We start from the raw sequence: 13,249 nt of genomic DNA, 5'->3' as shown, positions 1-13,249 counted from the left end.
AGGGTGCCTCGCCAACAAATTGTTGGCGAGGCAACTTAGAAAACTACAACATTACTGGCGCTCGCTCACACAGCGTTTTGAGCGCGGCAGCCCAATTCGGGTCATCGTTCAGGCAAGGAATCAGTACCAACTCCTCCCCTCCCGCTTCGCGGAATTGCTCTTTGCCCCGATCGCCTATTTCCTCTAGGGTCTCGATGCAATCGGCAACAAATGCCGGGCACATCACCAGGATTTTTTTCGCGCCGTCTTTCGCCAGTGCAGCGAGACGCGCTTCGGTGTAGGGCTCGATCCATTTCGCACGCCCCAAGCGTGACTGGAACGACACCGACCATTTGCCATCGGCCAAGCCCAGCCGTTCGGCAAATAGTGCCGCCGTGCGCAAACACTGCGCCCGGTAACACGTTGCGATCACCTGCGCAGACGCCGTCTTGCAGCATTCGGCTCCCTTCAGACAATGATTACCGGTGGGGTCTAGCTTGTGCAGGTGCCGCTCGGGCAAGCCGTGAAAACTTAACAATAAATGATCATGGGGTTGCTGAAGCTGTGGTCGAGCGTTTTCCACCAACGCATCAAGGTATTCCGGCTGATCGTAGAACGGCTGTAGCAACGAAAACCGGATGTTCAATGACTTCGCCTTCACCACCCGCTTTGCCTCCTCGATCACCGTGGTCACGGTGCTGTCGGCAAACTGTGGGTATAACGGCGCCAGGGTCACTTTCTGAATACCCTGTGCGGCCAAACGGGTCAGTACGGTCTCGATAGAAGGCTCGCCATAACGCATTGCCAACTCGACAGGGCCCTGCCTCCACTCCTTGACCATCGCTTGCTGCAAGCGCTGACTCAGCACCACCAGCGGAGAACCCTCGTCCCACCAAATGGACGCATAAGCGTGCGCCGACTGCTCGGGGCGCTTAATCAAAATCAGCGATACCAGAAGCCGCCTAACCGGCCACGGTACGTCAATGACATAGGGGTCCATCAAAAATTGATTCAAGTAGCTTCGGACATCTGCCACCTTGGTCGAGGCCGGCGAACCCAAGTTGACCAGCAACAGCGCGTGATCGGTCATGCAGCATCCTTTGTCAGTGGCGGCCCAAGACATCATTCAGGGCCGCGTTTAAATCAGTAAATGAAAAAGTAAAGCCTGCTTCCTGAAGTCGAGCCGGTTGTGCGCGCTGGCCGCCCAGTAACAATACAGACATCTCCCCCAGCAGTGCTCTCAGTGCAAACGCTGGCAATGGCATGAACGCAGGACGGTGTAAAACAGTGCCCAGCGTTTTAGCGAACTCTCGATTGCGAACCGGGTAAGGCGCGCAGGCATTATAAAGACCTTGGGCTTGGGTCCGGTTCAACAAAAAATCAATCAGTGCGACTTGGTCCTGAATGTGAATCCATGGCATCCATTGTCGACCGCTGCCAATCGGGCCACCAACACCGAGTTTGAACGGCAACAAAAGACGCTGCAAAAACCCGCCGCCGTCAGCCAAGACCAAGCCCGTACGTACAATGACGACACGTATGCCCAGTGCCTCGGCGCGCTGCGCAGTCTCCTCCCACGCATCGCACAGGCGGCTGGCGAAATCCAAGGCGACCGGCGCTGCGTCTTCGTTCAGTTCACGCTCACCACCATCGCCGTACCAGCCAACGGCAGACCCGGAGATCAATACCCGCGGTTTATGTTCGCGACGTTCCAGCCACGCCAGCAACTGCTCCGTGAGGCCTACGCGACTTTCCCATAACAACGCTTTGCGTTTACGCGTCCAAGGCCTGTCTGCGATAGGTGCGCCCGCCAGGTTGACAACCGCATCGACCGGGTCAGCGCCTACATCATCCAGCCGGGCAATACCTCGCACTGAATCTCCGCACAATCTAAGAACCTCATCAGGCCTGCGGCTCAAGACCGTGAGCTGATGACCCTGTGACCGCCAGCTTTTGCACAGCTGGCGTCCTATCAAACCAGTACCGCCGGTCAGCAATATGTGCATGAAATGCTCCTCGCGTGGCGTTCGTCGCAAATCATTAGTCTATTGATTACCACACTCAACCTTCGTGCAGCAGTGGGATGCCAGGCAGCTACTGATTCTGCCGTCCGCCTTAACCATAGGTCATAGCGGCTCTTATCGATCTTTGCCTAGCCGTACACAATCCGGATGGGTAGTTGAGCAAACCCGATCAGGGGCCAAACTCAGATAAGCGAGTCGCATAATTCGCACGAGCAGCAAGTTATACCGAAAAACAAGATTGTACAGGTTTTAACTACGGCGTAGTCTGTACAAATAAGGTAACGAGGCCCCTATGACTGTACCCATCGCAATCATCGGTACCGGCATCGCCGGACTCTCAGCTGCCCAAGCGCTCCACAGCGCCGGGCATTCCGTTCATCTTTTTGATAAAAGCCACGGCAGTGGCGGCCGAATGTCCAGCAAACGCAGTGATGCGGGCGCTCTGGACTTGGGCGCTCAATACTTCACTGCCCGTGACAGGCGCTTCGTTGAAGTTGTACAGCAATGGCAATTGAGTGGGTACGTCGCAGTATGGGCCCCTCAGCTCTATAACTATCACGCAGGCAAGCTCAGCCCGTCGCCGGATGAGCAGACTCGCTGGGTTGGCAGCCCACGTATGAGTGCGATAACCCGAGCCATGCGCGCCGACCTTCCCGTGACCTTTTCATGCCGAATCACCGAAGTGTATCGCGGTAAACACCACTGGAGTTTGCAAGATGCTGACGGCGTCACTCACGGTCCATTCAGCCATGTCGTGATCGCCTTACCCGCCCCGCAAGCAACTACCCTGCTCGCCGCCGCGCCGAAACTCGCCAGTGTTGTAGCGGGGGTTCAAATGGAACCTACCTGGGCCGTGGCACTGGCTTTTGACACACCTCTAAAAACGCCCATGGAAGGCTGCTTCGTACAAGACAGCCCCCTTGACTGGCTAGCCCGAAATCGAAGTAAACCGGGACGTTCAAGCGCCCTTGACACGTGGGTCCTGCATGCCACCAGCGCGTGGAGCAAACAACATTTGGACCTGCCCAAAGAAGCGGTCATTGAGCACTTGCACGGCGCTTTCGCCGAGTTGGTCGGTTGCGCCATGCCTGCTCCTGCATTCACTCTTGCCCATCGCTGGCTCTATGCGCGGCCGGCTGGGGCTCATGAATGGGGCTCATTGTCCGACTCGGATTTAGGTGTTTATGTGTGTGGCGATTGGTGCCTGTCTGGCCGCGTTGAAGGTGCATGGCTTAGCGGACAAGAAGCTGCACGCCGACTGATGGAGCACTTAGAGTGAACCGACTTAACCCCCACAAGTTGCTGCTGTCGAAATGGACAGCAGCCCATCCCGAACTCCGAGAAAAACATTTTCTGGTGACCGAACTGTTTTGCGATGAGCAAGGCATAGTGCTGGAGATTGAATTACAGGCCGTCCTCACTCGGCGCACCGAACGTCTACCGTGGCTAAGCCTGCAAAACAGCGACGCTTGGCACATGGGCTGGAAATAGCAGACAGCCTTCATCCTCAGGGCTATTGCGTTCAAACCACTGCCGGTAGTTACCCGCTCAATTCGCGACAAATATTGTACAAATAAATTGACTTGTACAGTATCGAACCTATGATGATTTAAAGTTGTACAGAAGCCCATGTCTGTACAACAAAAAATCAGAGGTTTGTCATGTCTAGCGTTACCGCCCTCAGCAAACCCAAACTCGGCATCAGCGCCTGCTTGATGGGCGTTGAGGTGCGATTCAACGGCGGCCATAAAGAATCACACCTGTGTACCCAAACCCTGAAAGAGTATTTTGATTTCGTGCCTGCTTGCCCCGAGGTCGCCATTGGCATGGGCATTCCACGGGAAGCCATTCGACTGATCGGCGATCCAGACTCACCTCAGGCAATCGGGAGTGTTCATAGTGAGTTGAACGTGACCCAGGCGTTAGCTGACTACGGCGTGCACATGGCCACGCAGATGAGCGATGTGTGCGGCTATATTTTTATGCAGAAGTCACCTTCGTGCGGTCTCGAACGAGTGAAGGTGTACAAAGACAACGGTCTCCCAGCCCCGGTAGGCCGAGGGATCTACGCCCGAGCCTTTTGTGCGCAACAACCGAACCTGCCGGTTGAAGAAGACGGTCGACTAAATGATCCCGTATTACGAGAAAACTTTATCACTCGGGTGTATGCCTACGCCGATTGGCAAGCACTACTGAGTAGCGGATTGAGCCGCCGCAGCCTGACTGAATTCCACTCGCGCTACAAATACCAACTCATGGCGAACAACCCTGCTCAATACCGAGCACTGGGTAAAATGCTGGGCTCCATGGCCAAGTCAGATCCGAATGAAATTGGACCACGGTATTTCAGTGAATTGATGGACGCGTTGAAAAAATGCGCCACACGCGGCACCCACACAAATGTCCTGCAACACCTCAATGGGTATTTCAAAAACACCATGAACCAGGACGACCGAGAGGAAATGCAGCGACTGATCGGCCAATATCGGCGCGGCGTGGTGCCACTGGTGGTGCCACTGACCCTGCTCAAACACCACTTGCGACAGCATCCGGATGCCTACCTGGCACAGCAGGTTTACCTCCAACCGCATCCGGAAAATCTCGGTTTGCGCAATGCGATCTGACTCATGAAAAATCTAACCGATCAAGCGCACAACGCACAGCCGGAATCGAGGCGCGCCGAATACCAATTGGCGCTGGAACACGGCTGGCTGCCTATTCGCGAAGTTGCTCGGCAAACCGGAGTCAATGCGGTAACGCTTCGGGCGTGGGAACGGCGCTATGGATTGGTGATACCTCAGCGCACGGCTAAAGGTCATCGGCTGTATTGCGCCGAACATGTGCAACGAATTTTTTTGATTCTCACTTGGCTCAATCGTGGAGTGTCTGTCAGTCAGGTCAAGCAACTGATTGATATGCCGCAACCGATCACCCATGACCCCGCAAACGATTGGGACAATCTACGTCAGACATTGCTAATTGCCATTGGCCAACTGGCTGAACGCAAAGTTGATGAAACTATTAATCAGGCGATGGCGCTGTACCCACCGCGCACCCTTTGCGAACAACTTCTTTTGCCATTGCTAACCGAACTGGAACAGCGTTGGCAGGGACAATTCGGCGCGCAACTGGAGCGAATTTTTTTCTACTCATGGCTTCGTAGCAAGTTGGGCGCACGGATCTACTACAACAATCGTCAACTCAATGGCACGCCCCTGCTGCTGGTCAATCAGTCTGACTTACCTCTAGAACCGCATCTTTGGCTAACCGCTTGGTTAATCAGTAGCAGCGATTGTCCGGTGGAAGTATTCGATTGGCCCGTGCCCGTCGGTGAGTTGGCGTTGGCCGTCGAATACCTACAAGCCCGGGGGCTGCTGCTGTATTCCAGTAAGGCGTTGAGCGTGAATCTGTTGCCCAAACTCTTGGCCAACATAGCCTGCCCCAAACTGATTGTCGGACCAACGGTATGCATCCATTGCGCCGAGCTGTCCGTATCTACTACCGAGATTGACGGACTGACACTGGCCGAAGATCCGCTTGCTGCCCAGACCATACTGCACAAACTCGGGCTTATTTAAGGTGTGAATATGCAACTGGTTTGGCTGCGCAGCGATCTGCGCTCACATGACAACACTGCGATAACCGCTGCGATGCAACGCGGTCCGACGATCGCTGTTTACCTGATCAGCCCAGGGCAATGGCAAGCCCATGACGACGCAGCCTGCAAGGTTGATTTCTGGCTGCGGAATTTGTCCGAACTAAGCCAATCGCTGAAAAAAATAAATGTACCGCTATTGATTCGCTACGCGGATACCTGGAACCAAGCGCCAAGCGTGCTGCTTGAGCTCTGCAAACAGCACAATGTAGAAGCCCTGCACCTTAACGACGAATATGGCATCCACGAGATGACGCGTGACCGGGCCGTTAGTGAAACGCTGCAAGATGCAGGGATTCATGTTTATAACCATTTAGATCAGCTGTTCTTCAAGCCCGGCAGCGTGCTGACCAAATCGGGTAACTATTTTCAGGTCTATAGTCAGTTTCGCAAAGCGTGTTACTCACGCATGAACCTATCAATACCGCCGCTGGTTCAGCGCCCAACCGCCCAGCCAGAACTGTCTATTAACAGTGACACCGTGCCAACCAGCGTTGCAGGCTTTACGCCGCCTACTGAAGCCGTGCGCGGGCTGTGGCCGGCGGGAGAAGAGGAAGCCCGACGGCGCCTGGAATTGTTCACCGACGAACAGATCAACTATTACGAAAGCGAGCGCGATTTTCCTGCGAAACCTGGCACAAGCCAACTATCGGCATACCTCGCCGCAGGCGTTATATCACCTCGCCAGTGCCTCCATGCAGCCTTGCGAAGTAATCACGGTGAATTCGACACCGGTAATATCGGCGCAGTCACTTGGATAAACGAGTTGCTGTGGCGAGAGTTTTACAAACATATTCTGGTCGGTTATCCACGGGTTTCGCGTCACTGTGCGTTTCGCCCTGAGACCGAAGCGGTGCAATGGCGTGACGCGCCTGCCGACCTGGCCGCCTGGCAAGAAGCGCGCACCGGCCTGCCGATCATTGACGCCGCCATGCGCCAACTGCTGGATACCGGCTGGATGCATAACCGTCTACGGATGGTTGTTGCGATGTTTTTAACTAAAAATCTATTGATCGACTGGCGCCTTGGCGAACGATTTTTTATGCAGCACCTGATCGACGGCGACTTGGCAGCCAATAATGGTGGTTGGCAATGGAGCTCATCGACCGGCACTGATTCCGCCCCGTACTTTCGAATTTTCAACCCGCTAAGCCAATCGGAACGATTCGACGGCGAAGGCCTCTTTCTTAAGCACTGGCTGCCGGAGTTGGCAAATCTGAATAAAAAAGAAGTTCATAACCCGGCTACGGCAGGCGGCTTGTTCGGCGTCGCCAACTACCCCAAACCCATCGTGGATTTAGGTCTAAGCCGCCTAAGAGCACTGGCTGCCTTCAAGAGCCTGCCCCATCGCCAGCAAGGGGAAAATCTAAGTGAGTGATTATCTACGTCGCTTTGCTCACAGCTTCGCAGCTCTGGACAAAGATTCGATGGATCAACTTGGCGAGCTCTATAGCGATGACGTGGTCTTTACCGACCCTCTTCACGAGGTCACCGGCCTCAGTAACGTAAAGCGTTACTTCGAAGAGCTGTACGGCAATGTCAGCCAGCTGCGCTTCGAGTTTTACGCGTTCGATCAGGTGCGCGAAGGCAAAGGTTATCTGCGCTGGACCATGAGTTTTCGTCATCCACGGCTAAACGCCGGGCAGCTGATCCGCGTTGAGGGGTGTTCGCATCTGCTGTGGAACGACAAGGTTTATCAACACCGCGATTTTTTCGATGCGGGCGCCATGCTTTACGAACACGTGCCGATCTTGGGCCGAGCCATATTGTGGTTAAAGGGGAGAGTTGCATGACGCCCAATCCAAACGTTCGCCGAATTTGGCTGACCGGCGCTAGCAGTGGAATAGGCTTGGCGTTGGCAGAAGAACTGCTCAAAGCCGGACATCGCGTTGCATTAACTGCGCGCACGGTTGGGCCATTGGAAATACTGGATAAACGCTATCCCCAACAAGTCCTGCTGGCACCTGGCGACCTCACTGACAGCGAACAGGTCAAACAAATTGGCGAGCGTATCGCTCAAATTTGGGGCGCTCTTGACTCCGCAATTTTAAACGCTGGCACCTGCGAATACGTCGACAGTAGAAATTTCGATGCTGCCATGATCGAGCGGGTAATCCGAACTAATTTAATCGCCAGCAGCTATTGCGTGCAGGAAGCCCTGCCCTTGCTGCGTAGCGGAAAAAAACCGCATCTAGTGGCCGTTGCCAGTTCGGTGACTTACCTGCCCCTGACCCGGGCTGAAGCCTATGGCGCCTCCAAAGCAGGCTTGCGATACCTGTTCGAGGCTTTGCGCATCGACCTGGCTCATGAAGGCATTGACGTAACCATCGTCAGCCCCGGTTTCGTCGACACACCACTGACCGCAAGTAACGACTTTCCGATGCCTATGCGCTGGCCTGTAGACAAAGCCGCCCGGCACATCGCCGAGCGTTTGCAGCGCTCACACCGTCCGCTGGAGATAGCCTTCCCCACCGCCTTTATTCTCAGCCTACGGCTGATAGCGATGCTGCCCAAACGCCTGCAACTTTTGCTCGGCAAACACTTGGCCCGCACATCGAGCACGGAGAAGGTAACTCCATGAAAATCGCGATCATTGGCAGCGGTATATCCGGGCTGACCACGGCGTATTTACTCAACCGCCGTAATGACATCAGCGTCTTCGAGGCCGCTGACTGGGTGGGCGGTCACACGCACACCGTGAATGTCACGGTTGACGGCACAAGCCACGCCATTGATACCGGTTTTATCGTGTTTAACGACTGGACCTACCCCAATTTTATTCGGCTGCTGGGCACCCTAGGTGTCTCGTTTAAAGCCACAGAAATGAGTTTCTCAGTCTGCGACCCCAGCGCCGGCATTGAGTACAACGGTAATTCCCTTAACAGCCTGTTTGCTCAGCGCAGCAACCTTTGCTCACCCTCATTTTGGTTAATGCTACGCGACATCCTACGCTTCAATCGTGAGGCGCTAGATGACCTCCAAAGTCAGCGCATTGCCGTGAATACCACTTTGGGTGCGTACCTGAAAAGTGGCGGATACGGACGGCGTTTTACAGAACACTACATCGTGCCTATGGGCGCGGCGATCTGGTCGATGTCTCTCGCCGACATGCTGAGCTTCCCGCTGCAATTTTTTGTACGTTTCTTCAAAAACCACGGTTTGCTTTCGGTCAGTAACCGACCGCAATGGTGCGTAGTAGAAGGTGGCTCCAGCCGCTATATAGACCCGTTGATCGCTTCGTTCCGCGACAAAATTCGGCTTAACTGCCCGGTGGATCGGGTCGAGCGCGATGATCAGGGCGTGGTGATTCACAGCGCAGCGGGCAGTGAGCGCTTTGACAAAGTAGTGTTCGCTTGCCACAGCGACCAAGCCTTAAAAATGCTGACGAAACCGAGCGCAGCCGAGCAAGAAATTCTGGGAGCCCTGCTCTACGCCGACAACGACGTGGTACTGCACACCGACATCCAGTTATTGCCCAAACGCCCTTTGGCCTGGGCCAGTTGGAACTATCGCCTAGGCGGTGATGAGCAGCATTTAGCGGCAGTTACCTATGACATGAACATCCTGCAGGGGCTTAAATCCAACACGCGCTTTTGCGTCAGTCTTAACCAGACAGCGGCCATAGACCCGAGCAAAATCCTCGCCCGCTACCGCTATTCCCATCCTCAATACAGCCTGACGGCCGTTGCGGCACAAGCGCGCTGGGAAGAACTGTTTGGTGCTCAGCACTCTTATTACTGCGGCGCCTATTGGGCTAACGGCTTTCATGAAGACGGCGTAGTCAGCGGCCTGCGAGTTGCCCAAGCGTTTGGGGAACTGCTGTGAATAGCGCCCTTTACTGCGGCTGGATCGCTCATAGGAGGTTCTCGCCTAAAGCCCACGACTTTCGGTATCGGATTGGCCTGCTGTACTTGGACCTCGCCGAACAAGAAGAGGTACTTGCGTTGTCGCCACTGGCCGGCAGTAGTCGGTTTGCGCCCTTTTCATTTCGCCAAACTGATTATCTAAAGACCTATACCCAGCGTGGAGTTCCACTGATGGACGCGGTGCGTGAGCTGGTCGGCGCAGCGCTCAGTCATACACCTCTGGGCAAAATCTGCCTGCTAACCCAAGCCCGCAGTTGGGGTCTGTCGTTCAACCCGGTCAGTTTCTTTTATTGTTACGAGAGCGACGGCCAGCTGGCAGCCATTGTGTGCGAAGTCACCAATACGCCGTGGGGCGAGCATTACCACTACGTGCTACCCGCTGAAGGTGATACGCATCAACATTTTGCGGTCGCCAAGGCTTTTCATGTCTCGCCGTTTTTGCCACGGGACCTGGAGTACCGAATGAGTTTTAGCCCGCCGGCGGAAAAGTTAGGAGTGCACATGGCTGACTGGCAAGGCGAACTCAAAGTGTTCGACGCAACGCTGAACCTGGAACGACTAGACCTGAACCGCGCCAGCCTGCACCGTTATTTGCTCCAATACCCCTGGATGACGGCCAAGACGTGTCTGGCAATTTATTGGCAAGCGTTGCGTTTGCTAATCAAACGAATGCCAATTTTTTCCCATCAGGCTGCTGACGCCGCCTTTCGTATTGCCGCCGTGCAACCCAAGGATTCTCGCCATGAAAAGTAGCAGCGTAACGGCAAATATCAGCACTAACAGCCTGACGACGAACCTCCTTCGACGCGGTGTTCTGCGTCAACTGGCACGACTGCAACGCGGGCAGCTGGTAGTCACTGAAGGCAATGATCGCCAGGTATTTGGCGCAGCCGGCGCAGTGTTGCAAGGGCAAATCACGGTGGTTGATCCCGCCACCTGGGGCATGGTTGCCAGCAACGGTTCAATAGGGGCGGGGGAGGCGTTTATTCATGGCTATTGGACCACCCCAGACCTGACTGCCGTTATTCGGGTATTGGTCAGCAACCTGGAAGTACTAGATGCGATGGAAGGTGGACTGGCTAAACTCAGTCGGCCATTCATTCATGGCTTGCACTGGCTGAATCGCAATACGCGCAAAGGTTCGCAGAAAAATATTGCGGCGCACTACGACCTCGGCAACGAGCTGTTCGAACAGTTTCTCGATCCGACCATGATGTATTCCGCCGCGCAATTTCTCAGTGCCGATGACACGCTGGAGCAGGCGCAGTTGAACAAGCTCGAGCGTATCTGCCAAAAACTGGTGCTCAAACCGTCGGACCATTTATTGGAAATCGGTACGGGCTGGGGCAGCATGGCTATCTACGCTGCACAGAAGTACGGTTGCCGCGTGACCACTACCACGCTGTCTAAAGAACAATTTGCCTACACTGAAAAACGCGTCATCCAGCTCGGGTTGCAGAATCAAGTAACACTGCTGCTGGAGGATTATCGCGACCTCACTGGCGAATACGACAAGCTAGTGTCTATAGAAATGATCGAAGCTGTGGGTCACCAATTTTTACCGACCTATTTCAAACAGTGCGCGCACCTGTTGAAGAGCAACGGATTGATGCTTATTCAAGCCATTACGATTCGTGAGCAACGTTACGAACAGGCGAAGAACACCGTCGATTTTATTCAACGTTACATTTTTCCAGGGGGCGCCCTACCCTCAGTGCAGCGCATGCTGGAAGTGGTGGGGCGCGATACCGACATGAACCTGATGCATATGGAAGACTTTGGCTTACATTACGCACGAACGCTGCGGATGTGGCACGACAACTTTCGCCACGCTCACGGCTATTTGATGGAGTTAGGCTACGATGATTATTTCTTGCGGCTTTGGGAATTCTACCTGTGCTACTGCGAAGGGGGGTTTCTCGAACGCACCATCGGCACCGCGCAATTGCTGCTAGCCAAACCCGACGCCATGCCACAACCGCTGCTTGGACGGTTTGATGCGTAAGCGCCTAGCCAACGCGTTATTGTTCCAAATCGGTTGGTTTGCCTGCGTACTGGGCGGCAATAGTCTTTGGCTATTGTTGGCTGGGGTGGTACTGGCGATGCATCTATTGTGGATAAGTTCGTGGCGCACGGAAGGTCCGCTGGTAGTTAGCGTGGCACTTATAGGTACGTTGATCGACAGCCTGTTGCTGAAATCAGGTGTTTTCAGTTTCGCCAGCGAAGGGCTGTTGATTCCCCTGTGGCTGATGGTGCTATGGGCTGTTTTGGCCACCACGCTCAACCACTGTTTGGATTGGACCGCCACACCGTGGTGGCGCGCCAGTGTGCTGGGCGCAATCGGCGGTCCGATGTCGTATTACGCGGGGTCAAAGATGGCTGGGGTTTATCTGCCACTGGGACTTTGGCCGAGCATGCTGTTGCTGGGTATTATCTGGGCGGTGTTGTTTCCGCTCTTACAGAAGTTGGCAAAAATTTATAAGCAACATGCCTGGATATAAAGATGGTGTTTTGTCGCTACGGTCACACGAGTGCGACGCAACGGCATACACTGCGCGCCTATGACAACCACCAATATTCCGCTGACTCAACTCCCCGCAGAACCGGCCATCACGTGTTCGACCTGTGCAGCCTGCTGCTGCCAACTGGAAGTGATGCTGATCACTGACACTGGCGTGCCTGAGCGTTACATCGTTAACGACGATTGGGGTGGCGAGGTCATGCTGCGGTTGGATGACGGCTGGTGTGCAGCCTTGGATCGCAACACCATGCTGTGCACCATCTACGAAAAACGCCCATTGATTTGTCGCGAGTTCGAGGCAGGTGCTGAAGATTGCCTGAACGAACGCCGCGGTATAGCCACGGCGTATCGGTAATTATTTCTGCCGCCAGGTTCCGGCGAAGCCAACGAACGGTGCCAGGAGACACGCAATCCGAGAACCTGAATTTCTGGAGCCGACTTGTTGGCAAAGGAATCTCGCGGGGAGTCAGTCACCCCACCTCGCTAACACGCTTGCGCCTACAGAGAGCTGAACTGAGCCCCAAAAGTTGGACATAGATCCAATCTCTGGGGCGCATTTCAAGCAACAAGGATTGAGGTCATCTCCCGCCGTCGTTCAAACCTAGAACGGAACCGTGTAGTGCAGCGCGTAAGTCTCTATACCCGCATTTGGCTCTTTGATGCCGCCGTTGGAATAATGCATCGCACGAATACCCACTTCATGCCCACCGGCAAAACGCAAACCAAACCCGACGCGGTCTTCGAATAGAAAAGCGGTGCTTAGATTCTGCCCTTCCACACGTGTACTGGAAAATACCGCCACGCCAATACCCGCTTCCAGATAAGGCTTAATGCTTGCCGAACCGAATTCATAAACAAAAACTGGCGAAAACGACAAGCTGTTATTGCCTGATGTCTTGTTTCCGGTCCAATAGGTATAAGCACCGTTCCAATAGCCCGTCAGTCGCCCAACGTCTGTCTGGAACCAGCTTTTATCCCAATCAAACTGCACGCCCAATCGGTAAGTCTGCGTCGACTCCCCTGTCTCCCCGACTGACAACTCAAGACCCGCTGCTTGAGCAATAAAACTTTGCCCCATTAATGCGGCCGCAATCGCAGCCAAACAAAACAGTCGCTTCATCAGAAACACCCTATTTACATAACGTTTCAGGAATTTTTTTAATCACAGACTTTTTATAGAAATCCCGACGCCCGCTTAAGTTCC

Annotated in this window: 15 protein-coding genes; 12 read left to right on the top strand and 3 right to left on the bottom strand. The window is 54.4% G+C overall.

Annotated elements, in window-relative coordinates; all coding sequences use genetic code 11:
- Positions 1-43 precede the first annotated feature (43 nt).
- Both hemH and QN378_RS12910 read right to left on the bottom strand, forming a co-directional pair.
- Complete coding sequence (hemH, locus tag QN378_RS12915) at positions 44-1,069, bottom strand: ferrochelatase (protein WP_322201127.1); 1,026 nt, start codon at positions 1,067-1,069, stop codon at positions 44-46.
- Between the two features lie 13 nt (positions 1,070-1,082).
- Positions 1,083-1,985, bottom strand: a complete 903-nt coding sequence (locus QN378_RS12910) for a TIGR01777 family oxidoreductase (RefSeq protein ID WP_323549485.1) — start codon at positions 1,983-1,985, stop codon at positions 1,083-1,085.
- Positions 1,986-2,295: 310 nt separating this feature from the next.
- Between QN378_RS12910 and QN378_RS12905 the strand changes: the two genes are divergently transcribed.
- The 12 genes from QN378_RS12905 (at position 2,296) to QN378_RS12850 (ending at position 12,400) form a co-directional block, all read left to right on the top strand.
- Positions 2,296-3,282 (top strand): NAD(P)/FAD-dependent oxidoreductase, encoded by a 987-nt coding sequence (locus tag QN378_RS12905; RefSeq protein WP_323549486.1) that lies wholly within the window; start codon positions 2,296-2,298, stop codon positions 3,280-3,282.
- Positions 3,279-3,494: a TIGR02450 family Trp-rich protein gene (locus QN378_RS12900; RefSeq protein ID WP_322201121.1), complete on the top strand. Its 216-nt coding sequence runs from the start codon at positions 3,279-3,281 to the stop codon at positions 3,492-3,494. Before QN378_RS12905 ends, QN378_RS12900 begins: the two co-directional genes overlap by 4 nt.
- A gap of 170 nt (positions 3,495-3,664) precedes the next feature.
- Positions 3,665-4,627 (top strand): DUF523 and DUF1722 domain-containing protein, encoded by a 963-nt coding sequence (locus QN378_RS12895; protein WP_323549489.1) that lies wholly within the window; start codon positions 3,665-3,667, stop codon positions 4,625-4,627.
- Positions 4,628-4,630: 3 nt separating this feature from the next.
- Entirely contained in the window at positions 4,631-5,581 is a 951-nt protein-coding gene (locus QN378_RS12890) for a MerR family transcriptional regulator (protein WP_323549491.1), read from the top strand.
- 9 nt (positions 5,582-5,590) lie between these two features.
- Entirely contained in the window at positions 5,591-7,036 is a 1,446-nt protein-coding gene (gene phrB, locus QN378_RS12885) for a deoxyribodipyrimidine photo-lyase (protein WP_323549494.1), read from the top strand.
- Positions 7,029-7,451 carry a nuclear transport factor 2 family protein gene (locus QN378_RS12880; RefSeq protein WP_322201113.1) on the top strand — a complete coding sequence of 141 codons (423 nt, stop codon included), beginning with the start codon at positions 7,029-7,031 and terminating at the stop codon, positions 7,449-7,451. Before phrB ends, QN378_RS12880 begins: the two co-directional genes overlap by 8 nt.
- Positions 7,448-8,239, top strand: a complete 792-nt coding sequence (locus QN378_RS12875) for an SDR family NAD(P)-dependent oxidoreductase (protein WP_322201111.1) — start codon at positions 7,448-7,450, stop codon at positions 8,237-8,239. Before QN378_RS12880 ends, QN378_RS12875 begins: the two co-directional genes overlap by 4 nt.
- A complete protein-coding gene (locus QN378_RS12870) occupies positions 8,236-9,483 on the top strand; it encodes an NAD(P)/FAD-dependent oxidoreductase (RefSeq protein WP_322201109.1) in 1,248 nt (415 codons plus the stop codon). The genes QN378_RS12875 and QN378_RS12870 overlap by 4 nt, the downstream gene beginning before the upstream one ends.
- The gene (locus QN378_RS12865; protein ID WP_322201107.1) at positions 9,480-10,277 is read left to right on the top strand and encodes a DUF1365 domain-containing protein; all 798 of its coding nucleotides are present in this window, start codon (positions 9,480-9,482) and stop codon (positions 10,275-10,277) included. The genes QN378_RS12870 and QN378_RS12865 overlap by 4 nt, the downstream gene beginning before the upstream one ends.
- On the top strand, positions 10,267-11,529 hold the full coding sequence (locus QN378_RS12860) for a cyclopropane-fatty-acyl-phospholipid synthase family protein (RefSeq protein ID WP_322201105.1): 1,263 nt from the start codon (positions 10,267-10,269) through the stop codon (positions 11,527-11,529). The genes QN378_RS12865 and QN378_RS12860 overlap by 11 nt, the downstream gene beginning before the upstream one ends.
- Positions 11,522-12,025 (top strand): DUF2878 domain-containing protein, encoded by a 504-nt coding sequence (locus QN378_RS12855; protein WP_323549496.1) that lies wholly within the window; start codon positions 11,522-11,524, stop codon positions 12,023-12,025. Before QN378_RS12860 ends, QN378_RS12855 begins: the two co-directional genes overlap by 8 nt.
- A 60-nt stretch (positions 12,026-12,085) precedes the next feature.
- Positions 12,086-12,400 (top strand): YkgJ family cysteine cluster protein, encoded by a 315-nt coding sequence (locus QN378_RS12850; protein ID WP_323549498.1) that lies wholly within the window; start codon positions 12,086-12,088, stop codon positions 12,398-12,400.
- Positions 12,401-12,646: 246 nt separating this feature from the next.
- Here QN378_RS12850 and QN378_RS12845 read toward each other — a convergent pair whose 3' ends face one another.
- Positions 12,647-13,165, bottom strand: coding sequence for an acyloxyacyl hydrolase (locus QN378_RS12845; RefSeq protein ID WP_322201099.1), 519 nt, complete (start codon positions 13,163-13,165; stop codon positions 12,647-12,649).
- Positions 13,166-13,249: the final 84 nt, after the last annotated feature.

The organism is Pseudomonas sp. 10S5, from assembly GCF_035019745.1.
In the GTDB taxonomy this organism is placed as follows: Bacteria; Pseudomonadota; Gammaproteobacteria; order Pseudomonadales; family Pseudomonadaceae; genus Aquipseudomonas.
The sequence above is the reverse complement of the archived record's forward strand: the minus strand, read 5'-3'. Positions and strand labels throughout refer to the sequence as shown.